This is a genomic window from Streptomyces sp. NPDC029041, assembly GCF_040637515.1.
Classification (GTDB): domain Bacteria; phylum Actinomycetota; class Actinomycetes; order Streptomycetales; family Streptomycetaceae; genus Streptomyces.
Window position 1 is genome coordinate 667,607 of sequence record NZ_JBEZWO010000002.1, and the last position, 21,429, is coordinate 689,035.

23 protein-coding genes are annotated in these 21,429 nt (G+C 70.3%); 7 read left to right on the forward strand and 16 right to left on the reverse strand.

The window, feature by feature from the left end:
* Window positions 1–78: 78 nt before the first annotated feature.
* Both rph and AB0F04_RS06625 read right to left on the reverse strand, forming a co-directional pair.
* Window positions 79–816, reverse strand: a complete 738-nt coding sequence (gene rph / locus AB0F04_RS06620) for a ribonuclease PH (RefSeq protein WP_362038434.1) — start codon at window positions 814–816, stop codon at window positions 79–81.
* 105 nt (window positions 817–921) lie between these two features.
* Window positions 922–1,155, reverse strand: coding sequence for a PTS glucose/sucrose transporter subunit IIB (locus AB0F04_RS06625; RefSeq protein WP_053669880.1), 234 nt, complete (start codon window positions 1,153–1,155; stop codon window positions 922–924).
* 342 nt (window positions 1,156–1,497) lie between these two features.
* Between AB0F04_RS06625 and AB0F04_RS06630 the strand changes: the two genes are divergently transcribed.
* Window positions 1,498–2,760: a PTS transporter subunit EIIC gene (locus AB0F04_RS06630; protein WP_362038436.1), complete on the forward strand. Its 1,263-nt coding sequence runs from the start codon at window positions 1,498–1,500 to the stop codon at window positions 2,758–2,760.
* A 63-nt stretch (window positions 2,761–2,823) separates the two neighbouring features.
* On the opposite strand, the gene AB0F04_RS06635 is transcribed toward AB0F04_RS06630, so the two are convergent.
* Window positions 2,824–3,576: an MBL fold metallo-hydrolase gene (locus AB0F04_RS06635; protein ID WP_362038438.1), complete on the reverse strand. Its 753-nt coding sequence runs from the start codon at window positions 3,574–3,576 to the stop codon at window positions 2,824–2,826.
* Between the two features lie 214 nt (window positions 3,577–3,790).
* On the opposite strand from AB0F04_RS06635, the gene AB0F04_RS06640 reads away from it, so the two are divergent.
* Window positions 3,791–4,237 carry a type II toxin-antitoxin system PemK/MazF family toxin gene (locus AB0F04_RS06640; RefSeq protein WP_362038440.1) on the forward strand — a complete coding sequence of 149 codons (447 nt, stop codon included), beginning with the start codon at window positions 3,791–3,793 and terminating at the stop codon, window positions 4,235–4,237.
* A gap of 63 nt (window positions 4,238–4,300) precedes the next feature.
* On the opposite strand, the gene AB0F04_RS06645 is transcribed toward AB0F04_RS06640, so the two are convergent.
* The 7 genes from AB0F04_RS06645 to clpS form a co-directional block, all read right to left on the reverse strand.
* Entirely contained in the window at window positions 4,301–5,251 is a 951-nt protein-coding gene (locus AB0F04_RS06645; protein ID WP_362038442.1) for a cysteine synthase, read from the reverse strand.
* 6 nt (window positions 5,252–5,257) lie between these two features.
* Window positions 5,258–5,536: a MoaD/ThiS family protein gene (locus tag AB0F04_RS06650; protein WP_362038444.1), complete on the reverse strand. Its 279-nt coding sequence runs from the start codon at window positions 5,534–5,536 to the stop codon at window positions 5,258–5,260.
* Window positions 5,537–5,651: 115 nt separating this feature from the next.
* Window positions 5,652–5,747: a putative leader peptide gene (locus tag AB0F04_RS06655; RefSeq protein ID WP_311688247.1), complete on the reverse strand. Its 96-nt coding sequence runs from the start codon at window positions 5,745–5,747 to the stop codon at window positions 5,652–5,654.
* Window positions 5,748–5,845: 98 nt separating this feature from the next.
* Complete coding sequence (locus tag AB0F04_RS06660) at window positions 5,846–6,268, reverse strand: M67 family metallopeptidase (protein ID WP_362038446.1); 423 nt, start codon at window positions 6,266–6,268, stop codon at window positions 5,846–5,848.
* Between the two features lie 131 nt (window positions 6,269–6,399).
* Window positions 6,400–7,824 carry an amino acid permease gene (locus AB0F04_RS06665; RefSeq protein ID WP_362038448.1) on the reverse strand — a complete coding sequence of 475 codons (1,425 nt, stop codon included), beginning with the start codon at window positions 7,822–7,824 and terminating at the stop codon, window positions 6,400–6,402.
* 365 nt (window positions 7,825–8,189) lie between these two features.
* Window positions 8,190–8,798 (reverse strand): DUF2017 domain-containing protein, encoded by a 609-nt coding sequence (locus AB0F04_RS06670; protein WP_362038449.1) that lies wholly within the window; start codon window positions 8,796–8,798, stop codon window positions 8,190–8,192.
* A gap of 32 nt (window positions 8,799–8,830) precedes the next feature.
* Window positions 8,831–9,148 (reverse strand): ATP-dependent Clp protease adapter ClpS, encoded by a 318-nt coding sequence (gene clpS / locus AB0F04_RS06675; RefSeq protein ID WP_053669872.1) that lies wholly within the window; start codon window positions 9,146–9,148, stop codon window positions 8,831–8,833.
* Between the two features lie 232 nt (window positions 9,149–9,380).
* On the opposite strand from clpS, the gene AB0F04_RS06680 reads away from it, so the two are divergent.
* Complete coding sequence (locus AB0F04_RS06680; protein ID WP_362038698.1) at window positions 9,381–10,652, forward strand: nicotinate phosphoribosyltransferase; 1,272 nt, start codon at window positions 9,381–9,383, stop codon at window positions 10,650–10,652.
* A 115-nt stretch (window positions 10,653–10,767) separates the two neighbouring features.
* Window positions 10,768–11,358: a nicotinamidase gene (locus AB0F04_RS06685; protein ID WP_362038452.1), complete on the forward strand. Its 591-nt coding sequence runs from the start codon at window positions 10,768–10,770 to the stop codon at window positions 11,356–11,358.
* Between the two features lie 27 nt (window positions 11,359–11,385).
* Here AB0F04_RS06685 and AB0F04_RS06690 read toward each other — a convergent pair whose 3' ends face one another.
* Window positions 11,386–11,730: a hypothetical protein gene (locus tag AB0F04_RS06690; protein ID WP_362038454.1), complete on the reverse strand. Its 345-nt coding sequence runs from the start codon at window positions 11,728–11,730 to the stop codon at window positions 11,386–11,388.
* Between the two features lie 122 nt (window positions 11,731–11,852).
* Window positions 11,853–14,201, reverse strand: coding sequence for an immune inhibitor A domain-containing protein (locus AB0F04_RS06695; protein WP_362038456.1), 2,349 nt, complete (start codon window positions 14,199–14,201; stop codon window positions 11,853–11,855).
* Between the two features lie 420 nt (window positions 14,202–14,621).
* Between AB0F04_RS06695 and AB0F04_RS06700 the strand changes: the two genes are divergently transcribed.
* The gene (locus tag AB0F04_RS06700; protein ID WP_362038458.1) at window positions 14,622–14,897 is read left to right on the forward strand and encodes a hypothetical protein; all 276 of its coding nucleotides are present in this window, start codon (window positions 14,622–14,624) and stop codon (window positions 14,895–14,897) included.
* Window positions 14,898–14,941: 44 nt separating this feature from the next.
* On the opposite strand, the gene AB0F04_RS06705 is transcribed toward AB0F04_RS06700, so the two are convergent.
* Together AB0F04_RS06705 and AB0F04_RS06710 are read right to left on the reverse strand one after the other, a co-directional pair.
* Entirely contained in the window at window positions 14,942–15,613 is a 672-nt protein-coding gene (locus tag AB0F04_RS06705; RefSeq protein ID WP_362038460.1) for an RDD family protein, read from the reverse strand.
* 60 nt (window positions 15,614–15,673) lie between these two features.
* Window positions 15,674–17,437: an RDD family protein gene (locus tag AB0F04_RS06710; RefSeq protein WP_362038462.1), complete on the reverse strand. Its 1,764-nt coding sequence runs from the start codon at window positions 17,435–17,437 to the stop codon at window positions 15,674–15,676.
* Window positions 17,438–17,682: 245 nt separating this feature from the next.
* On the opposite strand from AB0F04_RS06710, the gene AB0F04_RS06715 reads away from it, so the two are divergent.
* The gene (locus AB0F04_RS06715) at window positions 17,683–18,093 is read left to right on the forward strand and encodes an SsgA family sporulation/cell division regulator (RefSeq protein WP_362038464.1); all 411 of its coding nucleotides are present in this window, start codon (window positions 17,683–17,685) and stop codon (window positions 18,091–18,093) included.
* 11 nt (window positions 18,094–18,104) lie between these two features.
* Here the strand turns inward: AB0F04_RS06715 and AB0F04_RS06720 are convergent, their stop codons facing one another.
* Both AB0F04_RS06720 and hppD read right to left on the reverse strand, forming a co-directional pair.
* Window positions 18,105–19,520 carry an FAD-linked oxidase C-terminal domain-containing protein gene (locus tag AB0F04_RS06720; RefSeq protein ID WP_362038700.1) on the reverse strand — a complete coding sequence of 472 codons (1,416 nt, stop codon included), beginning with the start codon at window positions 19,518–19,520 and terminating at the stop codon, window positions 18,105–18,107.
* Between the two features lie 162 nt (window positions 19,521–19,682).
* Complete coding sequence (gene hppD / locus AB0F04_RS06725; RefSeq protein ID WP_362038467.1) at window positions 19,683–20,828, reverse strand: 4-hydroxyphenylpyruvate dioxygenase; 1,146 nt, start codon at window positions 20,826–20,828, stop codon at window positions 19,683–19,685.
* Between the two features lie 123 nt (window positions 20,829–20,951).
* Here hppD and AB0F04_RS06730 point away from each other — a divergent pair, with 123 nt between their 5' ends.
* Window positions 20,952–21,422: an Lrp/AsnC family transcriptional regulator gene (locus AB0F04_RS06730; protein WP_031140050.1), complete on the forward strand. Its 471-nt coding sequence runs from the start codon at window positions 20,952–20,954 to the stop codon at window positions 21,420–21,422.
* Window positions 21,423–21,429: the final 7 nt, after the last annotated feature.

The following is a 21,429-nucleotide window of genomic DNA, read 5'->3' on the forward strand; positions in this document are numbered from 1 at the left end:
GCCGTGCGCCCGTACTCCTTCAGACGCGAGTGTGCTCGGCGCGGTTGCCCGCGCCGGGCACCCTTCTTGGTGTGCCTTTTACTTTTCGAGGACGGCGTCGAGTGCGGTGCGCTGGTGGGCGGCGAGTTCGCCGCAGCCGGCGACGGCGAGGTCGAGGAGGGCGTCGAGTTCGTCGCGGGCGAAGGGTTCGGCTTCGGCGGTGCCCTGGACCTCGACGAAGCGGCCGTCGCCGGTGCAGACGACGTTCATGTCGGTGTCGGCCCTGACGTCTTCCTCGTAGCAGAGGTCGAGGAGGGGGACGCCTGCGACGATGCCGACGGAGACGGCGGAGACGGTGCCGGTGAGGGGCTTGCGGCCGGCCTTGATGAGTTTCTTGCCCTGGGCCCAGGCGATGGCGTCGGCGAGTGCGACGTAGGCGCCGGTGATGGCTGCCGTGCGGGTGCCGCCGTCGGCCTGCAGGACGTCGCAGTCGAGGACGATCGTGTTCTCGCCGAGGGCCTTGAAGTCGATGACGGCGCGCAGGGAGCGGCCGATGAGGCGGCTGATCTCGTGGGTGCGGCCGCCGATCTTGCCGCGGACGGATTCGCGGTCGCCGCGGGTGTTGGTGGCGCGGGGCAGCATGGAGTATTCGGCGGTGACCCAGCCTTCGCCGCTGCCCTTGCGCCAGCGGGGGACGCCTTCGGTGACGGAGGCGGTGCAGAAGACCTTGGTGTCGCCGAAGGAGACGAGGACGGAGCCTTCGGCGTGCTTGCTCCAGCCGCGCTCGATGGTGATGGGGCGGAGCTGCTGGGGGGTGCGGCCGTCGATTCGAGACATGCGGCTGAGCCTATCCGTACCGCGGGAGGGGCCCTTCCCGTGGTGGGAGGGGCCCCGGTGGGGGTGGGGGTCTCAGGGGGTGAAGCCCGGGACGATCCCCGCCCTTCACATCATGTCTTCGATCTCCGCCGCGATGGGGTCGGCGTCGGTGCCGATGACGACCTGGATCGCGGTGCCCATCTTGACGACGCCGTGGGCGCCGGCGGCCTTCAGGGCGGTCTCGTCGACCTTGGAGGGGTCCGCGACCTCGGTGCGGAGGCGGGTGATGCAGCCTTCGACCTCTTCGATGTTGTCGATGCCGCCGAGCCCGGCAACGATCTTCTCAGCCTTGGTGGCCATGTTCGTTCTCCCTGATCCGAACCGCTTTGTCGCAGTAACCCACAGTCGGCCCCTCTGCGCGAGTGGCCCTGTCGGCTGTGCCGGTGGCACGGTGTCATGTTCGTGCGACCGTCGAACGCCTGGTCTACACCACGAGTCCGCCTCTCGACAAAAGTGGCGGGTGTGATCGCCGCGGCGGGCGGAATCGGCGGGTTCCACTCGTTCGGCCTGCCGTGCTACAACTGGTCTACACCACTCACCGGTGGAGGTCGCGCGGTGGATACCGCGTTCCCCTTTCTTTGAGACGCCGCCGTCCCCCGTCGCATTCTTCCTGGGCGGCGCCGTGCCCCATGGAGGAAGCTCATGTCCACAGACACCGCCGCGCCCGCGAGCCCGAAGAAGGGCTCGGCCGTGATGGCCGTCATGCAGCGGATCGGCCGCAGCCTCATGCTGCCCGTGGCGGTGCTGCCCGCCGCCGCGCTGCTGGTCCGGCTCGGCAACCCCGACATGCTCGGGCGCGAGTCGTTCCCCGCGTTCATCACCAAGATCGCGAGCTTCATGGCGGCCGGTGGCAACGCGATCCTCGACAACATGGCGCTGCTGTTCGCCGTGGGCATCGCGATCGGTTTCGCCAAGAAGTCGGACGGCTCCACGGCGCTCGCGGCCGTGGTCGGCTACCTGGTCTTCAAGAACGTGCTGGCCACGTTCACCGACCCGACCCTGCCCAAGGTGGCGGCGGAGGTCGACGGCAAGGCCGTCATGGTGGCTGCTCCGGCCGACGCCAAGGTGCTGGGCGGTGTGGTCATGGGCATCGTCGTGGCGCTGCTCTACCAGCGGTTCTACCGCACCAAGCTGCCGGACTGGGCGGGCTTCTTCGGCGGCCGCCGCCTGGTGCCGATCCTGTCGGCCTTCGCGGGCCTGGCCATCGGCATCGTCTTCGGTTACATCTGGCCGGTCCTCGGCACGGCCCTGCACAACTTCGGTGAGTGGCTGGTCGGCTCCGGGGCGGTCGGCGCGGGCATCTTCGGTGTGGCCAACCGTGCGCTGATCCCGATCGGCATGCACCACCTGCTGAACTCCTTCCCCTGGTTGCAGGCCGGCTCTTACGAGGGCAAGAGCGGTGACATCGCGCGCTTCCTGGCCGGTGACCCGACCGCCGGGCAGTTCATGACCGGCTTCTTCCCGATCATGATGTTCGCGCTGCCCGCCGCGTGCCTGGCGATCGTGCACTGTGCCCGGCCCGAGCGCCGCAAGGTGGTCGGCGGCATGATGCTCTCCCTGGCGCTGACCTCGTTCGTCACCGGCGTCACCGAGCCGATCGAGTTCACGTTCATGTTCATCGCTCCGGTGCTGTACGCGGTGCACGCGGTGCTCACCGGCGTCTCGATGGCGTTGACTTGGGCGCTCGGCATGAAGGACGGGTTCGGCTTCTCCGCCGGCGCGATCGACTTCCTGCTGAACCTCGGTATCGCGACCAAGCCGTGGATGCTGGCCCTGGTCGGCCTGTGCTTCGCGGCGGTCTACTACGTGGTCTTCCGCTTCGCGATCACCAAGTTCGACCTGCCGACGCCGGGCCGGGAGTCCGACGAGGAACTCGCCGAGCTGCAGAAGGCGGAGGCGAAGTAGCCCACCGCACGCCGAAGGCCCCGGAACCGCTGCTGTGGTTCCGGGGCCTTCGTGCCGGGGTGCTCAGATCTCGTACGTCTGCCCCGGCGCGGCCAGGTCCACGCGGCCGCCGTAGACCTCGCGGGCGTCGGCGAGGTTGACCTGGGGGTCCGTCCACGGCGGGATGTGGGTGAGGACCAGGCGGCGGGCACCGGCCCGGGCCGCCGTCTCCCCCGCCTCGCGGCCGTTGAGGTGCAGGTCGGGGATGTCCTCCTTGCCGTGCGTGAACGCCGCCTCGCACAGGAACAGGTCGGCGTCCTGGGCCAGTTCGTCCAGCGCGGGGCTCACTCCGGTGTCGCCGGAGTACGTCAGCGCCTTGCCGTCGTGCTCGATCCGGATGCCGTACGCCTCCACGGGGTGGGCCACCCGCTCGGTGTGCACCGTGAAGGGGCCGAGTTCGAAGGTGGACGGCTTGACCGTGTGGAAGTCGAAGACCTCGCTCATGGAGGAGGCGGAGGGGGTGTCCGCGTAGGCGGTGGTCAGCCGGTGTTCCGTGCCTTCGGGGCCGAAGACGGGGAGCGGATCGCAGCGGCCGCCGTCGTGGCGGTAGTAGCGTGCGACGAAGTACGCGCACATGTCGATGCAGTGGTCGGCGTGCAGATGGCTGAGGAAGATCGCGTCGAGGTCGTAGAGACCGCAGTGGCGCTGCAGCTCGCCCAGGGCACCGTTGCCCAGGTCGAGAAGCAGCCGGAAGCCGTCGGCCTCGACGAGGTAGCTCGAGCAGGCCGATTCCGCGGACGGGAACGACCCCGAGCAGCCGACGACGGTGAGCTTCATGAAGCAGAAACCTCCGCTGGCGGGATAAGTCTGAGAGGGGCGTCGGGGGTCGTGCGGTCCGTCGAGCGTAAGGCGCAAAACCTCCGGTAGCTCCTCCGCCAAGGCCTGTTGTGGGCGAACTCACCTGTGGTGTCACCGGTTCGGCTGGCATGGCCGGGGGTGATCCCTGTGAGGGGGGCGCGTGGCAGGGGCGGCGCCGGTAACGTCTTTCAGTATGGACACGTCCTGGTGGCTGGCGCTCGCCGCGGTGGTGCTGCTCGCGCTCATCGCCACGCTCGTCGACGGCTGGGGCCGGGGGCGGCGGCCGTCGGCCCGGAGCGGCCGGAGCGCGGGGGCCGTCCTCACGGAGGGCCGGCCGCAGCCGGCGGAGATCTGGTGGGCCGATGTGCCCTACGAGGACGAGGCCCGGACGAAGGACCGGCCCTGTCTGGTGCTGGCGGTGCGCGGGGAGCGGGCGACGGTCGCGAAGATCACCACGCGGTTCCGTGACGGGCGCACCGGTGTGATCCCGCTGCCGCCGGGCTCGGTCGGCGACGCCCAGGGGCGCGCGAGTTTCCTGGAGACGGACGAGTTGCGGGAGGTTCCGGTGTGGGGCTTCCGGCGGCGGGTCGGTGTGGTGGATCCGACGCTGTGGGACCAGGTGCGGTATCTGGCGGGCTGAGCACCGCGACGGGAAAGGGCTGGAGTGCAGGACTCCAGCCCTTCGTGTCGTGCGCGCCGTCGGCTACGCCCAGAGCTGGCCCTGGAGGGTGTCGATGGCTTCCTCGGTCGTGGCCGCCGTGTAGACGCCGGTCGAGAGGTACTTCCAGCCGCCGTCGGCGACGACGAAGACGATGTCGGCCGGCTCTCCGGCCTTGACGGCCTTCTTGCCGACGCCGATCGCGGCGTGCAGCGCGGCGCCCGTGGAGACTCCGGCGAAGATGCCCTCCTGCTGGAGCAGCTCGCGGGTGCGGGTGACCGCGTCCGCGGAGCCGACGGAGAAGCGGCTGGTGAGGACGGAGGCGTCGTACAGCTCGGGGACGAAGCCCTCGTCGAGGTTGCGCAGGCCGTAGACCAGGTCGTCGTAGCGCGGTTCGGCGGCGACGATCTGGACGTCCGGCTTGTGCTCGCGCAGGTAGCGGCCGACGCCCATGAGGGTGCCGGTGGTGCCGAGGCCGGCCACGAAGTGCGTGACGGACGGCAGGTCGGTGAGGATCTCGGGGCCGGTCGTGGCGTAGTGGGCGCCGGCGTTGTCCGGGTTGCCGTATTGGTAGAGCATCACCCAGTCCGGGTGTTCGGCCGAGAGCTCCTTGGCGACGCGCACGGCGGTGTTGGAGCCGCCCGCGGCCGGGGAGGAGATGATCTCCGCGCCCCACATGCCCAGCAGGTCCCGGCGTTCCTGCGAGGTGTTCTCCGGCATCACGCAGACGATGCGGTAGCCCTTGAGCTTCGCCGCCATGGCCAGGGAGATGCCGGTGTTGCCCGACGTCGGCTCGAGGATGGTGCAGCCCGGGGTCAGGCGGCCGTCCTTCTCCGCCTGCTCGATCATGTGCAGGGCGGGGCGGTCCTTGACGGACCCCGTCGGGTTGCGGTCCTCCAGCTTCGCCCAGATGCGGACGTCGGCGGACGGCGACAGCCGCGGCAGGCGCACCAGGGGGGTGTTGCCGACCGCGGCCAGGGGGGAGTCGTAGCGCATGGGTGATCAGACCATGCCGCCGGCCACGGCCGGCAGGATCGTGACGTTGTCGCCGTCCGACAGCTTGGTGTTGATGCCGTCGAGGAAGCGGACGTCCTCGTCGTTCAGGTACACGTTGACGAAGCGGCGCAGCTGGTCGCCGTCCACGATGCGGGCCTGGATGCCGGCGTGCCGGGTCTCGAGGTCGGTGAAGAGCTCGGCGAGGGTTTCTCCCTTGCCCTCCACTGCCTTCTGACCGTCGGTGTAGGTGCGGAGGATGGTCGGGATGCGGACCTCGATGGCCATGGCTTCAGGGCTCCTGTCGGGAGTAGTCAGTCGGGGCGCGCGGCAGCGCAGGAACAGCAGGTGGTGCGTGTGTGCAGCGCCGCGGCTCACGGCCGTACGGCGGCAGGGACGTGCGTCAACAGATGGCGCTGGCGAGCCTGCACAGGTCGACGTGCAGCCGCGCCACGAGCAGATCGCCCGGCGTCTTTTCGCTCACGTCGTGGAAAACCATGGGCTCATCGTATCGATTCCCGGTCCGGGTCCTGGAATGTGATCCCACATGGCGGACGTTTTCGGGCCGGGGAGTGAGACCGCCCTGTTCAGAGGTGCTCAGTAGGCCTCGACGACCTGGACCTCCTCCTCCGTGACCTCGCCCTCGACGATGCGGAAGGAGCGGAACTGGAACTCGCCCGCACCGTCGGTGTCGGCGGTGGAGACCAGGACGTAGTGCGCGCCGGGCTCGTTGGCGTAGGAGATGTCGGTGCGCGAGGGGTAGGCCTCGGTCGCGGTGTGGGAGTGGTAGATGACCACCGGCTCCTCGTCGCGGTCGTCCATCTCACGGTAGAGCTTGAGCAGGTCGCCGGAGTCGAACTCGTAGAACGTGGGCGACATGGCCGCGTTCAGCATCGGGATGAAGCGCTCGGGGCGGTCCGCTCCGGCCGGGCCGGCGACGACGCCGCACGCCTCGTCGGGGTGGTCCTTGCGCGCGTGGGCGACGATCTGGTCGACGAGGGCCTGGGTGATGGTCAGCATGCTCGCCAGCATAAGCAGAGGGCCGTTCCGTACCGAGGGTTGGTACGGAACGGCCCGTATGCCGGACGCCCTGAGCGGCGGCCGCAGGGGGTGCCACGAGTACTCCCTGCGGCGGGCGTCCTGCGGGGTGGTCAGCCGACCTGCTCGAACTCCGGGTCGCGGCGCTCGGTGAGCTGCGGGTTGCGGCGCTTGAGCACCGCCCAGCCGACGCCGAGCGCGACGGCCCAGCCGGCCGCGACGTACAGGCAGACCCGGGCGTCCTTGTCGTAGGCGATCATGCAGGTCACGCCGACGAGGAAGAGGAGCGCGACCCAGCTGAAGAGCGCTCCGCCGGGGGCGGGGAAGGACGAGGCGCGCAGCCGGCCCGCGTCGACCGCGGAGCGGTAGCGGATGTGGCTGACGAGGATCATCATCCAGGTCCAGATGCCGGCCGCGGTGGCGACGGAGGTGACGTACACGAACGCCTTCTCCGGGACGACGTAGTTCAGGACGACGCCGATGCCCATGAGCGCCACGGAGACCGCGATGCCGACGGCGGGCGTCCGGCGGGCGTTGAGCTTGCCGAACGCCTGCGGCGCCTCGCTGTTGGCGGCCAGGTCGCGCAGCATGCGGCCGGTGGAGTACATGCCCGAGTTGCAGGACGACAGGGCGGCGGTGAGCACCACGAAGTTGACGATGCCCGCGGCGAGCGGGATGCCGATCTTGCCGAAGGCGTGCACGAAGGGGCTCTCGCCGGCGGAGAACTCGGTCCACTTGACCACGGAGAGGATCACCAGCAGGGCGCCGACGTAGAAGACGATGATGCGCCAGGGCAGGGTGTTGATGGCCTTGGGCAGGGTCTTCTCGGGGTTCTCGGACTCGCCCGCGGTGACGCCGACGAGTTCGACGGCCAGGTAGGCGAACATGACGCCCTGGAGGGTCATCAGGCTGGAGCCGATGCCGTTGGGGAAGAAGCCGCCGTGCGACCAGAGGTTGGAGACGGTGGCGGTGTCGCCGGCGTCGGAGAAGCCGAGGGTGAGCACGCCGAGGCCGATGACGATCATGCCGATGATGGCCGTGACCTTGATCATCGAGAACCAGAACTCGACCTCGCCGAAGATCTTGACGGAGATCAGGTTGACGCCGAAGAGCACCACCAGGAACACCAGGGCGCTGACCCACTGCGGGATCTCGGGGAACCAGAAGTGGATGTAGATGGCGGCGGCCGTGAGCTCGGCCATGCCGGTGACCACCCACAGGAGCCAGTACGTCCAGCCCGTGACGAACCCGAGGAACGGGCCGAGGAACTCGCGGGCGTACTCGGCGAAGGAGCCGGAGACCGGGCGGTAGAGCAGCAGCTCGCCCAGCGCTCGCATGATGAAGAAGATGATCACGCCCGCGAGGGCGTACATGAGGATGATGCTGGGCCCGGCCTTGGCGATGTTCGCCCCGGCGCCCATGAACAGACCGACGCCGATGGCGCCGCCGATCGCGATCATCTGGACCTGACGGCTGCCGAGTCCGCGCTCGTAGCCCTCTTCAGATGCCTTCTCCGTGTCGACCTGCGCAGAGGTCATGTGTGGTGCGCCTTTCTCCATGCCGATCCGGGCCTCTCGTCGGCCTCGGATCGGGTTTCGATCCCCCCGGAATGATGGAGCTGAGCGGGCCCGCGAGCCCGCTCGTGCCTGGCCGGCGGTTGCCGGCTCGGTGGCGCACCCGGCCGAACATTCGGGTGGTGTTCTGCCGGGCGGTCGTGAAGATTTATCACGCCCGAAACACTGATCACGAGGGCGCGATGTGGCGCACGACACAGGGAAAAGCAGACAAAACGCACCCGAAGTGGCCATAGAAGGCAGGTGCGGTGACGCGATCGTTATCCGGATTTGAGTGTCCTCTGAGCGAACACTTTTCGGTCACCCGGCGGTCACGAAATCTGCACCGATCAGGGCATAAGGGTTCCGACCAGCGTTTCCTGGAGTCCACCCAGCCACAGGTAGGCCATCACCATCGGCTTGCGCGGGTCGTCGTCCGGAAGGCGGTAGAGGAGGTCGGTGTCCTCGTCGTCGGTGATCTCCAGCCGCGAGCCGATCGCGAGCCGCAGGTCGTTCAGTGCCCCCAGCCACTGCTGGGACTCCGCCGTCGACAGCTTCAGCACGGCACCGCCCTCGCCGGCGGAGGCCGAGGAGAGCGCGTCGAGGGAGCGGATCACCGCGAGGGCGCTGTCCCGCTTGCCGGCCCGCAGGTCGTTCTCGGTGTAGCGGCGGAACTCCGCGGAGTGCGCCCGCTGCTCCTCGGCCTCCCGCGGTGAGGCGGGCTGCCCGGGGTCGCTGTAGGCGTCCGGGAACAGCCGCCTGAGCACCGGGTCGGCGGGCGGCTCGCTCGGCCCCTCGGCGAACAGCTCGGCGAGCGGGTCGTCGGGGGCGTCCTCGGCGGGGCCGGGGCCGATGAGCTCCAGGAGCTGGACGGCCAGCGACCGGATGATGGAGATCTCGACGTCGTCGAGGGCGACGGCCGCGCCGCCGCCGGGGAGCGGTTCGAAGGTTCCGGGCATGTACGCCTTTTCGCTGCTGGGCGGGGAGCTGGCTACTTGCGGTCCTGCTGGAGGGTGGCCCACAGGCCGTAGCCGTGCATGGCCTGCACGTCGCGTTCCATCTCCTCGCGGCTGCCGCTGGAGACGACCGCCCGGCCCTTGTGGTGGACGTCGAGCATGAGCTTGGTGGCCTTGTCCTTGGAGTAGCCGAAGTACGACTGGAAGACGTACGTCACATAGCTCATGAGGTTGACCGGGTCGTTGTGGACGATCGTGACCCACGGGACGTCCGGCTCGGGTACGGCGAAAACCTCCTCCGCCGACTCGGTCTGTTCGATCTCCAGGGGTGCGGGTGACGTCACACAGCCCATGCTGCCACCCGAGGGGGGTAGACGCACAAACGGGCCTGGCCGCAAGGCGATCGCGTGTCCCCGGACCGCAATCGTCAGATTGACGAAATGGGGGTACGCTCCTCACATGAACACAGCGGACCTTGGGCTGCCAGAAGAAGAAGGGCGCGAAGCGCTTCCTCGGAAGGGTGGTGGTGGGCGACGGGTGGGCGTCCCCTCGACGGCTCTCTTCACGGACCAGTACGAGCTGACGATGCTGCGGGCCGCCCTCGCGTCGGGCACGGCCGAGCGGCGGAGCGTGTTCGAGGTCTTCACCCGGCGGCTGCCGAACGGCCGCCGCTACGGCGTCGTGGGCGGCACCGGCCGGGTGCTGGACGCGGTGGAGAACTTCCGTTTCGACTCGGCCGTGCTGGACTTCCTGCGCGAGCGGGGGATCGTCGACGAGGAGACCCTGCGGTGGCTGTCCGGCTACCGGTTCAGCGGGGACATCTGGGGCTATCCCGAGGGCGAGGTGTACTTCCCGGGGTCGCCGATCATGCGCGTGGAGGGCACCTTCGCCGAGTGCGTGCTGCTGGAGACCGTGATCCTGTCGATCCTCAACCACGACTCGGCGATCGCCGCGGCCGCCTCGCGCATGTCGGCGGCCGCGGGTGACCGGCCGCTGATCGAGATGGGCGCCCGGCGCACCCACGAGCTCGCGGCGGTGGCGGCCTCCCGCGCCGCGTACGTCGGCGGTTTCGCCACCACCTCCGACCTGGCCGCCGGCTTCCGCTACGGCATCCCGACCGTCGGCACCTCCGCGCACGCCTTCACCCTGCTGCACGACAGCGAGCGGGACGCCTTCCAGGCCCAGGTGAACACCCTCGGCCGCGGCACCACGCTGCTGGTGGACACCTACGACGTCGCCGAGGCGGTCCGCACCGCCGTCGAGGTCGCCGGGACCGGGCTGGGCGCGGTACGGATCGACTCCGGTGACCTGCTGCTCGTCGCGCACCGGGTCCGCCGGCAGCTGGACGAGCTGGGCGCCACCGACACGAAGATCGTGGTGACCTCGGACCTGGACGAGTACGCGATCGCCTCGCTCGCGGCGGCGCCGGTGGACGCCTACGGCGTCGGGACCCAGCTGGTGACCGGCTCCGGCCACCCCACCTCCTCGATGGTCTACAAGCTGGTCGCACGGGCCGAGTCCACCGACCCGAAGGCACCGCTGGTGGCCGTGGCGAAGAAGTCCAGCGGCGGCAAGACCTCGGTCGGCGGACGCAAGTGGGCCGCGCGGCGGCTGGACTCCCACGGGGTCGCCGAGGCCGAGGTGATCGGCACCGGGCCGGTGCCGGACGGGCTCGCGGACCGGCAACTGCTGGTGGAGCTGGTCAAGGGCGGCGAGGTGGTGGCGCGTGAGCCCCTCGACGCGGCGCGCGAGCGGCACACGAGGGCGCGCGCGGGTCTCCCGATGTCGGCCACGCAGCTCTCGCGCGGGGAGCCCGTCCTTCCCACGGAGTACCTGCACGAGACCTCGGGTAGCTAAAGGCGGTGTGCCGAGATGCGCCGAACCGCGCCCCCTCCCACTCGCTCCCCTCTGTCAATAGGCTCGGTGGTTCACCGGCCGGGCTTGCCGACCTCATAGCCGAAGGACACCGACCATGCGCCGCGCCTTGATCGTCGTCGATGTGCAGAACGACTTCTGCGAGGGGGGCAGCCTCGCGGTGTCCGGGGGCGCCGACGTGGCCGCCGCCGTCACGGAGCTGATCGGGCAGGCGGCCGGGTCCGGCTACCAGCACGTCGTGGCCACCCGCGACCACCACATCGCCCCCGGCGGCCACTTCTCCACGAACCCGGACTACGCCCGCTCCTGGCCCGCGCACTGCGTCGCCGGCACGGAGGGCGTCGGCTTCCACCCCAATTTCGCCCCCGCGGTCGCCTCCGGCTCGATCGACGCGGTGTTCGACAAGGGGGCGTACTCGGCGGCGTACAGCGGTTTCGAGGGCGCCGACGAGAACGGCACGCCCCTGGCCGACTGGCTGCGCTCCCGCGAGGTCACCGAGGTCGACGTGGTCGGTATCGCCACGGACCACTGCGTACGGGCCACCGCCCTGGACGCCGCCCGGGAGGGCTTCCGTACGCACGTTCTGCTGGACCTGACGGCCGGGGTGGCCCAGGAGACGACGGACCGGGCCCTTGAGGAGCTGCGCGAGGCCGGTGTGGAGCTGTCGGGCAAGCCGGTCGTGCAGTAGCCCCGCGCCTCGACGGGCCCGTGCGGATCAGGTGTGGGCCGCCGGGCGCCGCAGGAGGGCCCTGATCGGACGCCACAACTCCTGGACCAGCTCGGGACTCGACGCGACACCGTTGTCGGGGGCCGTGCGCCATATGAGGCCGTCGGGGTGGTGCAGGACCGCGGTGATCTCGTCGGGGGTGGGAGGGGCGGCGTTGCCGCGCAGGTAGACCGACCGCAGACCGAGATTCCGGAGCCTGGTCAGGGCCCGCGCGCGGTTCACGGAGTGGACGAGGACACGGACGGCGCCGGGGCCGTCGACGGCGGGGCTGGGCAGGTTCAGCGCCACCACCACCGTGCCGTTCGGCAGCTTGCAGAAGCCTCCTGCGGCCATGCGCTCATCCCCCCGTGTCGGTCGGTGTCAATAAGAGAGTCACAGGACGCACCTAAACACGGATCGGCGGTGACCCGCCAGTGGGTCACCGCCGATCATGTTCTGACCTGCAAGGATACGGATTACCTACCCGCGGCGCCGACCTCGAGCTCGATCGTCGAGCCGTCCTTGGCTTCCTTGAGGATCTTGATCTTCGTGTTGGTGTCAGTGATCTTGACACCCGCGGTCGGGTTCGACTCGTCGTAGTAGTCGTTCTTCCGGTCGTTGAAGACCGAGACGCCCTTCGAGCCCGGGATGTACTTCGCCACGTCCGCCTTGTGCAGCGTCATGCCGTCGGTGCGGTAGAGGCTGAACGGCGAGTCGTAGGACTGGATCCGGTTGCGCATCAGCGTGCCGTCGGCCCACTTCAGCTGGTCCGGGTGCGAGTCGATCGGCAGGACCAGACCGGTGCCCTGGTGCTGGCTGGTGTTGTTGTCCGCCTGGGAGGTGTCCCACTTCCAGATCAGCAGGCCGTTCTGGTAGGCGTAGTGCTCCACCCAGTCCGGGCGCGCCGTGAAGCCGAAGTTGTACGGGCCGGTCTTCAGCGTCTTGTCGTACGAGACGTACTGCCGGTTCTCGGCGATGTAGTACTGCGCGTAGTCCTTGGTGAAGGACGCGCCGATGCGGGAGAAGCCGGTGGCCTTCCACGCGGCGTCCGCGCTCTCGGCGTTGTCGGTGAAGACGGGGGCGCCGTCGGCGGTCACGGTGATCGAGTCGGCCGCGAAGCCCTTCTGGGCCACGCCGCCGTCGGTCTGGTACCGGAAGCGCAGGTCGACCTTCTTGCCGGCGTAGGCGTCGAGCGGGAAGGCGAGCTTCTTGTAGCCGTCGACCGTGCCGGTCAGGACCGGCTTGTCGCTGCCGTCGCGCGGGATCGGCTGGCCGTCCACCGTGCCGTCGAGGGCGGTCCAGTTGGCGCCGCCGTCGGTCGAGACCTCGGTGTAGAGGTAGTCGTAGTTGGCCTCGATGTCGTACCAGCCGTCGAAGGTCAGCTGCGCCTTGGACTTGCCGGTCAGGTCGACCGAACGCGTCAGCGTGTTCTTCAGGTTGTCACCGCTGCCGCTCCACCACTGGGTCTTGCCCTCGGCAGGGGCGACGATCTCGGTGGTGACCGCCTTCTTGGGGAGGTCGACGACCAGGGCCTGCTTGTGCTTGGTGTTGTACTCGGCGACGCCCAGCTTGTGCCAGGAGTTGACGCCGGCCTTGGCCTTGTCGTAGTTGAGCCAGCCGAGCTGCAGCTTGTCCCAGGCGGTCATGTCGCCCGGCAGGTCGCCGATCTCGTTCTTGCCGGTGCCGAGCCAGGAACCGGACGACATCAGCGTCCAGAAGCCGGTGGAGTTCTCGCCGCCCGCGGTGTCGTAGTGGTCCGGCAGACCGAGGTCGTGGCCGTACTCGTGGGCGTAGACGCCGAGTCCGCCGTTCTCCGGCTGGACGGTGTAGTCGCCGACCCAGATGCCGGTGTCGCCGATCTTCGCGCCGCCGAGCTTGTTGTTCTCGGGTCCGGTGGCGCCGGCGTCGGTGCCGAAGGCGTACCAGCGGTGGGCCCAGATCGCGTCGGTGCCCTGGGCGCCGCCGCCCGCGGACTCGTCCTCGCCGGCGTGCACGATCTGGAAGTGGTCGATGTAGCCGTCGGGCTCGTTGAAGTCGCCGTCGCCGTCGAAGTCGTAGCGGTCCCACTCGTCGAATTTGGCGACGTCCGCCTTGATCTGCGCGTCGGTCCTCCCCGCTGCCTTCTGCTGGGAGACCCACGCGTTCAGACCGTCGCTGACGACGTTCCACACGCTCGGGCAGTTGGAGTCACCGCAGGCGTTGTTGCCGTAACGGGCCTCGTTGTAAGGGACCTTGACCCAGTCGGAGACCTCGCCGTCGACCGAGTAGCGGCCCGAGGACTGCTTCTCGTAGTAGGTCTTGACGGAGTCGACGCCCTTGCCGGAACCGAAGTACAGGTCCTGGAAGTAGTCCCGGTCGTAGTCGGCCCGCCAGGCCGTGGAGTTGTCCTTCTTGCGGTCGGGCTTGGGTATCGCGTTGTGCAGCGGGCCCGCGGTGCCGCCGTAGCGGCTGTCGACCTGGTCGCCGAACTCGACGAGGATCGTGAAGATCTTGTCGGTCTTCTCGCGGCCGAGCTCGACGTACTTGGCGTCGCCCTTCTTGCTCTTGAGCTGGACGACCTTCGAACCCTCGCGGTTCTTGACCTTGCTCTTGCCGGATATGACCTGCTTCAGGGCCTCCTGGCGCTGAGCTTCCTGCGTCTTGCTCAGCGGGCCTTCGAGGTCGTGTTCGTCATGGTGACGATCCGCCGGGTCGTGCCGGTCCACGGTGGTGGACCGGGGGGCCGAGGCGTCGTCGGCCATCGCGTACGTCGACGCGGTGGCGGTGGCCGCCGCGAGCGCCACGCTTATGGCGGCCGCTCTGAACGTCCAGGTTCTACTGGTCACTTGAGATCCTCCCCCGCGTTCGTGCGCGCGGCAGGCGGGGTCCCGGTCGTGGAAGTCCGCGCGCGCGTGATCAACGCGTGTAGTCAAGTGACGACATTTGACTAGAGGTTTAGAAGAAAAGACAGATCTTGACTTGGACAGGTCAAGTGCATTATGCGGAGCCGACGTTCGTTTTACGGACAACCAAACGGTTGTCCCACGACCCTCCCCACCGGCCGTGCGGGCGCGTTCGCATGTCCACTACGTGGACGTCATGACTCCGTGCGCCCCCTGTGCACCGCCCTTGTTGATTAGGTCACGCTTACCGCCGGTTCCGGTCGGGCACCCTGCCCGAGAGAATGTCGTTCGGCGGAACGCCCTCAAGCCGGCGGATTGCCGGGCCGACACCCCGTGGACCCCACATTCGAGGACATGATGGCCATGCCCCGTCCGACTGCCGCACAGCTCGCCTACGGTTCGTGCACCGTGATCTTCTCGACCCTCGCCATGCTGCTGCTGTCCCAGACGAGTTCGGGCGCGGGGATCGCGATCATCGCCGTCGCGGCGCTCGCCCTCGGGCTGCTGGTCGCCCTGACGGTGCCGCTGCCCGGGAAGCGCCCGGCCGCGGTGGAACAGCGGCCCGCGCCCGCCGAGCCGCTCCGCGCGTCGGTCCCGGCACCGGCCCCGGAGCCGGTACGCGAACGGGCGGTCTCCTGACCGCCCGCTGACCTTTCCTCACCGCCTGCTGCTCCTCGGTCGCCTCATCTTGTGCTGACCACGACCGTTTTCGCCGCCTTGTCGTGCAGGCCCTGCTTGTAGGGCCGGTCGAAGTAGCTCCAGCCGCCCGCGATGGCGATCCAGAAACAGAAGCAGCAGAAGGCGAACGGGATCCACAGCACCGCGGCGCGCAGCAGCGCGATCTGCACCGAGGGCGTCGCACCGTCGTCCAGGTTGGCCACGCGCATGCGCAGCAGCCGCTTGCCGAGGGTCTGGCCGGTCCGCACGGTCAGGACGGTGTCGTAGGCCATGTAGAGGACGGCGGCGACCGCCGCCTGCCAGAGCGATCTGCCCACCTCGAGGCGGTCGCTGTCCACGTCGTACTCGTCCACGTTCAGGGCCCAGCTGAGCAGCCAGACGACGGCGCCCACCAGGACCATGTCGATGATGCGCGCGAGCGTGCGCTGGACGCTGTCGGCGAGCGGGGGCATGCCGGCGAGGGGGTCGGTGGGGTAGGAGCCGCCCCCGTACGGATCACCGCCGTAGGGGCCGCCGCCAGGGCCCTGGGGGCCGCCCGGGCCGCCCCCGTACGGCGGGGGTTCGCTGCCGTGGGGCGGGCCGGTGCCGTCGCCGGGCTGCCCGTTCGGGGGGCGCTTCCTGAACGGGTCGTCTTCCGGCTGCTCCTGGCCGGAGCCGGGGGGCGGTTCGCTGCTCATGGGCCGAGTCGACCGCGAAGCCCCCGCTTCCGCATCCGGCGGACGGCTGTCCGAGGGAGCTCAGCCCGCGACGAACGTGTGCGCCGCCTTGTCGTGCCAGCACTGACGCCAGGGCCGGTCGAAGAGGCACCAGGCCATGCCGACGATCCCGACGACGAGGAGCCCGGGCACGCTGTAGACCAGCCAGCGGCGCAGGGCCGCGCCGAACTCCGGGGTGTCGTGCCCCTCGATGTCCCGGACGTCGAGGCCCATCAGCTTCTTGCCGAGGGTGCGGCCCCACTTGGCGGTGGGCAGCACCTCGCACAGGACACCGGCGAGCAGCAGGACGGCCAGGATGATGCCGAGGTGCACCGAGGTGGTGCCGTCGAGCAGCCAGACCGTGACGGTCTCGCCGGACAGCCTGGCCGCGTCGATCTTCTCCTCGATGTGGTCGACCGCCTTGGTGCCGAGCGGTACGGCGGCCGTTGCGGTGAGGGCGGCGAGGACGACGGTGTCCAGCAGCCGGGCGACGAGCCGCTTGCCGAGTCCGGCGGGACGGGCCTCGGCCTGGCGCCGGGCGGCCGCCTGGAACACGTCCTCGACCGGCGGCTTCCAGGGCGCGACGGGCTGCTCGTCACCGCCGCCGGACCCGGCGAGCCGGTGCACCTGCTGCGCCCAGGAGGACTGGCCGCCGCCGGGCCCCGGGCTGAGAGGGGCGGCGGAGGCGGCGGATGGGGCGCTGCCGGGCCCGCCGGACTGCGGAGGGACCATGGGGGCGGCCTGGGGTCCGGACAGTGCCGTCGGGGCGGCCCCGGAGGCCTGGGCCGCGGCGCTCCCGGCCGCCGCCTGGGCGGCGGAGGCCCGGGCGGCGGCCGCCTTGCCGGCACCGAAGCCGGGCCCCGCGGGGCCGCTCCCGGCACCGGTCGGCCCGGCCTGCGCGCCGAACGCGGGTCCGAACCCGGAACCGGCGGCCCCGCCCGGCGCACCGAACCCCGCCGCCGCACCGCTGCCCGGGCCCCCCGCACCCGCCGGACCGAAGCCGGAGCCCGCGGGTCCGGAGCCCCCCGCGCCCTGCGCACCGAAGCCGGCCGCCGGACCGCTGCCAGAGCCATCCGCACCCGCCGGTCCGAAACCCGGACCCGGAGAACCGCCTCGGGAGCCACCCGCGCCGGCCGCGTCGCCGCCCGGTGTCGCACCCGCACCGGCGGGGCCCGACCGCGGGGACACCGCACGGAACGTCATCGTGCCGTCGTCGGGGGCATCGGCCTGGGCCGCCCCTCCCCCGGGCTGCCCCATCGGGCGGCGGAACACGAACGTGCTGCCGCCCGCCGCGGCCTGCGCCTCCCGGTCGGACGGGGGTACGTCGCCCGTGCCGTCGGCGCGGGCGGGTTCCTCGTCGGAGGGCTGGTCGGCGTGCGGCAGCCGCGGGTCGCCCTCGCGGGCGCCCTGCGGGGCCACGCCCTGCGCCCCCTGCGGCGCGCCCCATGAGATCCGGCGGTCCTGGCCGCCGCCGAAGCCGGACTGCCGGGAGCGGTCGGCGCCCCAGGCGGAGGCCGGTTCGGGACGGCTGCCGTGCTGGGCGTCCGCGGCGGACGGCGTCCCGGCCGGCTCCTCGACCGGGTCCTCGTCGAAGAAGTGCGGGCCGGTCTCCTCGACCGAGCCGGGCTGCGCCGCACCCGCTCCGGGCGGCGGCGCGAGCGACTCGCCGTCCCCGGGCGCCGGACGGCTGGTGCCCGGCACCCAGGAGGCGCCGTTCCAGTACCGGACATATCCAGGAATGGAAGGGTCCGGGTAATACCCTTCGCGGGGCCTGTCGTCACCGGGGGCCGGGGTTGGGGCGCTCATGTCCGTCGTCCCGTATCTGCTCGAGGGCCAAATGGGGGCCTCCACATCTATCAGACGAGCGCAAGCCCCACGGCCGCTCCCACCGGACCCACCCCTTTCGAGCACCGATGTGCTACGCACGGCGCTCCTCGGGCGGATCCCTCCGCGAAAAAACTTCCGGCGAGGCGCGTAATGCCGCGCCGGTGACCCGCTCTCTCCTGCTGACCGGCCCTCACGGGCAGCCGTCAGGAGAAGGGAAGACCGCCATGCGGACCGTGGTGGAGCGGGAGTTGGAGCTGAAACTCGTCCTGTCGCCCGCACGCAGGATCCCGGTGCCCGCGCGGCTCGGGTACCTCACCGACGACCCCTACGCCGTTCACCTCACCTTCCACACGGACACCGAGCACCCGGTGCACTGGACGTTCGCCCGGGAGCTGATGATCGAGGGCGTGTTCCGGCCCTGCGGGCAGGGGGACGTGCGGGTGTGGCCGACGAAGACCGAAGGGCGCGGCGTCGTGCTGATGGCGCTGAGTTCGCCCGACGGGGACGCCCTGCTGGAGGCCCCGGCGGCGGCGGTGTCGGCCTGGCTGGAGCGCACGCTGCGGGTGGTCCCGGCGGGGACGGAGGGCGAGCAGCTCGGGCTGGACGACGAGCTGGCCCAGTTGCTCGCCCGGTGAGAGCGAGGGCCTCAGAACAGCTTGCCCGGGTTCAGGATGTTCAGCGGGTCGAAGGCCTGCTTGACGGCCCGCTGCATCTCCAGGCCCACGGGGCCGATCTCGCGCGCCAGCCATTCCTTCTTCAGGACGCCGACGCCGTGCTCGCCGGTGATGGTGCCGCCGAGTTCCAGGCCGAGGGCCATGATCTCGTCGAAGGACTCGCGGGCGCGCAGCGACTCGTCGGGGTCCGCCGGGTCGAAGCAGACCGTCGGGTGGGTGTTGCCGTCGCCCGCGTGGGCGACGACGCCGATGGTGAGCCGGTACTTCTCGGCGATCCGGTCGACGCCTTCGAGCATCTCGGCGAGCCGGGAGCGGGGCACGCACACGTCGTCGATCATCGTCACGCCCTTGACCGCCTCCAGCGCGGTGAGCGACAACCGCCGCGCCTGGAGCAGCAGTTCGGACTCGGACGCGTCGTCGGCGGGGACGACCCGGGTGGCGCCGGCCGCTTCGCAGAGGGCTCCTACGGCGGCGAGGTCGGCGGCCGGGGCGGTGGTGTCGAACGCGGCCAGCAGCAGGGCCTCCGTGCTCTCGGGGAGGCCCATCCGCGCCATGTCGTTGACGGCCTTGACCGTCGTACGGTCCATGAGTTCGAGGAGTGACGGGACGTGGCCGCCCTCCATGATCCGGCACACGGCGTCGCAGGCCGCGGCGGCGGAGGCGAACTCGGCGGCCAGCACCAGCTGCTCGGGCGGCTTGGGGCGCAGCCCGAGGACGGCCCGCACGACGATGCCGAGCGAGCCTTCGGAGCCGACGAACAGCCGGGTCAGGTCGTAGCCCGCGACGCCCTTGGCGGTGCGGCGGCCGGTGGACATCAGGCGGCCGTCGGCGAGGACGACGTCGAGGCCGAGGACGTACTCGGCGGTCACGCCGTACTTGACGCAGCGCAGGCCGCCGGAGGCGGTGCCGATGTTGCCGCCGATGGTGCACATCTCCCAGCTGGAGGGGTCCGGCGGGTAGGAGAGGCCGTGCGCGCCGACGGCCCTGGAGAGGGCGGCGTTGACGACGCCGGGCTCGACGACGGCGATGCGGTCGACCGGGTCGATCTCCAGGATCCGGTCCATCTTCGTCAGGGAGAGCACGATGCAGCCGTCGGAGGCGTTGGCGGCGCCGGACAGTCCGGTGCGGGCGCCCTGCGGGACGACGGGGACGCGCAGGGCGGTGGCCGTGCGCATCACGTGCTGGACCTGCTCGGTCGTGCGGGGCAGCACGACCACGGCCGGGCTGCCGGCCGGGCAGAAGCTCGCCATGTCGTGGGCGTAGGAGGCCGTGACGTCGGGGTCGGTGAGGACCGCGTCAGCGGGGAGCCCGCCGAGCAGCAGGTCCATGAGGTCGCCGGTCGCTGCGGTGTCCTCGGAGCGGGGCGCTTCGATACGGCTCATGATCAGAGGTTCGCACCCGGGGCCATCGGTGTGAAGCCCGCCGGCGGCCCCTTGGGCTGCCCGGGTGGGGTCGTCGTACCGACGGGTCGTGCGGGTGCCCCGTGACACCCGCACGACCCGGCGCATCCGCACGGCCCACGGCACCCGCACGACCCGCGGCACCGGCGGCTACAGGTTGCCGCGGCGCTCCTGCTCGCGTTCGATCGCCTCGAACAGGGCCTTGAAGTTGCCCTTGCCGAAGCCCATCGAGCCGTGGCGCTCGATGATCTCGAAGAAGACGGTCGGACGGTCCTGGACCGGCTTGGTGAAGATCTGCAGCAGATAGCCGTCCTCGTCGCGGTCGGCGAGGATCTTCAGTTCGCGCAGGGTGTCGATGGGGACGCGGGTCTCGCCGACCCACTCCCCCAGCGTGTCGTAGTAGGAGTCGGGCGTGTTGAGGAACTCGACGCCGGCCGCCCGCATCGTGCGGACGGTCTGGACGATGTCGTTCGTGTTCAGCGCGATGTGCTGGACGCCCGCGCCGCCGTAGAACTCCAGGTACTCGTCGATCTGGGACTTCTTCTTGGCGATGGCCGGCTCGTTGATCGGGAACTTGACCTTGAGCGTGCCGTCGGCGACGACCTTCGACATCAGCGCGCTGTACTCGGTGGCGATGTCGTCGCCCACGAACTCCTTCATGTTCGTGAAGCCCATGACCTTGTTGTAGAAGCCGACCCACTCGTTCATCCTGCCGAGCTCGACGTTGCCGACGCAGTGGTCGATCGCCTGGAAGGTGCGCTGGGCGGGCGGCTCGACCATCGGCTTGGCCGCGACGAAGCCGGGCAGGTACGGGCCGTCGTAGCCGGAGCGCTCGACGAGGGTGTGGCGGGTCTCCCCGTAGGTGGCGATGGCGGCCAGGACGACCGTGCCGTGCTCGTCCTTGCGCTCGTACGGCTCGGCGACGGAGCGGGCGCCGTGCTCCAGGGCGTAGGCGTAGGCGGCCCGCGCGTCCGGGACCTCGATGGCGAGGTCGACCACACCGTCGCCGTGCTCGGCCACGTGATGGGCGAGGAAGTGGCCCCAGTCGGTGGTGGGCTTGATGACCGAGGTCAGGACGAAGCGGGCGGAGCCGTTCTCCAGGACGTACGCAGCGGTCTCGCGGCTGCCGTTCTCCGGTCCGGAGTAGGCGACCAGCTTCATGCCGAAGGCGGTGGAGTAGTAGTGCGCGGCCTGCTTGGCGTTGCCCACGGCGAAGACGACCGCGTCCATTCCCTTGACCGGGAAGGGGTCGGCCTGCCGGGCGGTGTCGGGAGTGTGGTGTGTGGTCTGCGTCATAGCCGCAGGGTCTCCCCGCTCGGCAAGGTGCGCAATAGTTTGCGTTTCGGCTGGGCAATCTGCTCGGCATCACGGCCGTGACGGCGGCCTTTCTGTACAGGATGACCATGCCGGGAGGCTGCTGTGGCGATCGATCATCTGGACGGCCGGATCATTCTGCTGCTCGCCCGTGAGCCGCGGATCGGGGTGCTGGAGATGTCCAGGCGGCTGGGGGTGGCCCGGGGCACCGCGCAGGCGCGGCTGGACCGGCTTCAGTCGAACGGAGTCATCCGCGGATTCGGTCCGCAGGTGGACCCGGCCGCGCTCGGCTACCCCGTCACGGCGTTCGCGACGCTGCAGATCCGGCAGGGGCAAGGGGCGGACGTACGGGCGCACTTGGCGACCGTTCCCGAGGTGCTGGAGCTGCACACCACCACCGGTACCGGGGACATGCTGTGCCGGCTCGTGGCCCGCTCCAACGCCGATCTCCAGCGTGTGATCGACCGGGTCGTCGGTTTTGATGGCATCGTCCGGGCCTCCACGGCGATCGTCATGGAGAACCCCGTTCCGCTGCGGATCATCCCGCTCGTGGAGCAGGCCGCGGAGGAGACCTGACGTGGAG

What these genes read in the sequence shown, in the direction of transcription:
- AB0F04_RS06665 (WP_362038448.1), bottom strand. Translation starts at nt 7,824, where the DNA reads ATGACCTCTGCGCAGGTCGACACGGAGAAGGCATCTGAAGAGGGCTAC.
- AB0F04_RS06705 (WP_362038460.1), bottom strand. Translation starts at nt 15,613, where the DNA reads ATGAGCAGCGAACCGCCCCCCGGCTCCGGCCAGGAGCAGCCGGAAGAC.
- AB0F04_RS06650 (WP_362038444.1), bottom strand. Translation starts at nt 5,536, where the DNA reads ATGGCCATCGAGGTCCGCATCCCGACCATCCTCCGCACCTACACCGAC.
- AB0F04_RS06670 (WP_362038449.1), bottom strand. Translation starts at nt 8,798, where the DNA reads ATGCCCGGAACCTTCGAACCGCTCCCCGGCGGCGGCGCGGCCGTCGCC.
- AB0F04_RS06715 (WP_362038464.1), top strand. Translation starts at nt 17,683, where the DNA reads ATGCGGACCGTGGTGGAGCGGGAGTTGGAGCTGAAACTCGTCCTGTCG.
- AB0F04_RS06655 (WP_311688247.1), bottom strand. Translation starts at nt 5,747, where the DNA reads ATGGTTTTCCACGACGTGAGCGAAAAGACGCCGGGCGATCTGCTCGTG.
- clpS (WP_053669872.1), bottom strand. Translation starts at nt 9,148, where the DNA reads ATGGGCTGTGTGACGTCACCCGCACCCCTGGAGATCGAACAGACCGAG.
- AB0F04_RS06640 (WP_362038440.1), top strand. Translation starts at nt 3,791, where the DNA reads ATGGACACGTCCTGGTGGCTGGCGCTCGCCGCGGTGGTGCTGCTCGCG.
- AB0F04_RS06645 (WP_362038442.1), bottom strand. Translation starts at nt 5,251, where the DNA reads ATGCGCTACGACTCCCCCCTGGCCGCGGTCGGCAACACCCCCCTGGTG.
- AB0F04_RS06710 (WP_362038462.1), bottom strand. Translation starts at nt 17,437, where the DNA reads ATGAGCGCCCCAACCCCGGCCCCCGGTGACGACAGGCCCCGCGAAGGG.
- rph (WP_362038434.1), bottom strand. Translation starts at nt 816, where the DNA reads ATGTCTCGAATCGACGGCCGCACCCCCCAGCAGCTCCGCCCCATCACC.
- AB0F04_RS06635 (WP_362038438.1), bottom strand. Translation starts at nt 3,576, where the DNA reads ATGAAGCTCACCGTCGTCGGCTGCTCGGGGTCGTTCCCGTCCGCGGAA.
- hppD (WP_362038467.1), bottom strand. Translation starts at nt 20,828, where the DNA reads ATGACGCAGACCACACACCACACTCCCGACACCGCCCGGCAGGCCGAC.
- AB0F04_RS06625 (WP_053669880.1), bottom strand. Translation starts at nt 1,155, where the DNA reads ATGGCCACCAAGGCTGAGAAGATCGTTGCCGGGCTCGGCGGCATCGAC.
- AB0F04_RS06700 (WP_362038458.1), top strand. Translation starts at nt 14,622, where the DNA reads ATGCCCCGTCCGACTGCCGCACAGCTCGCCTACGGTTCGTGCACCGTG.
- AB0F04_RS06685 (WP_362038452.1), top strand. Translation starts at nt 10,768, where the DNA reads ATGCGCCGCGCCTTGATCGTCGTCGATGTGCAGAACGACTTCTGCGAG.
- AB0F04_RS06630 (WP_362038436.1), top strand. Translation starts at nt 1,498, where the DNA reads ATGTCCACAGACACCGCCGCGCCCGCGAGCCCGAAGAAGGGCTCGGCC.
- AB0F04_RS06660 (WP_362038446.1), bottom strand. Translation starts at nt 6,268, where the DNA reads ATGCTGACCATCACCCAGGCCCTCGTCGACCAGATCGTCGCCCACGCG.
- AB0F04_RS06680 (WP_362038698.1), top strand. Translation starts at nt 9,381, where the DNA reads ATGCTGCGGGCCGCCCTCGCGTCGGGCACGGCCGAGCGGCGGAGCGTG.
- AB0F04_RS06690 (WP_362038454.1), bottom strand. Translation starts at nt 11,730, where the DNA reads ATGGCCGCAGGAGGCTTCTGCAAGCTGCCGAACGGCACGGTGGTGGTG.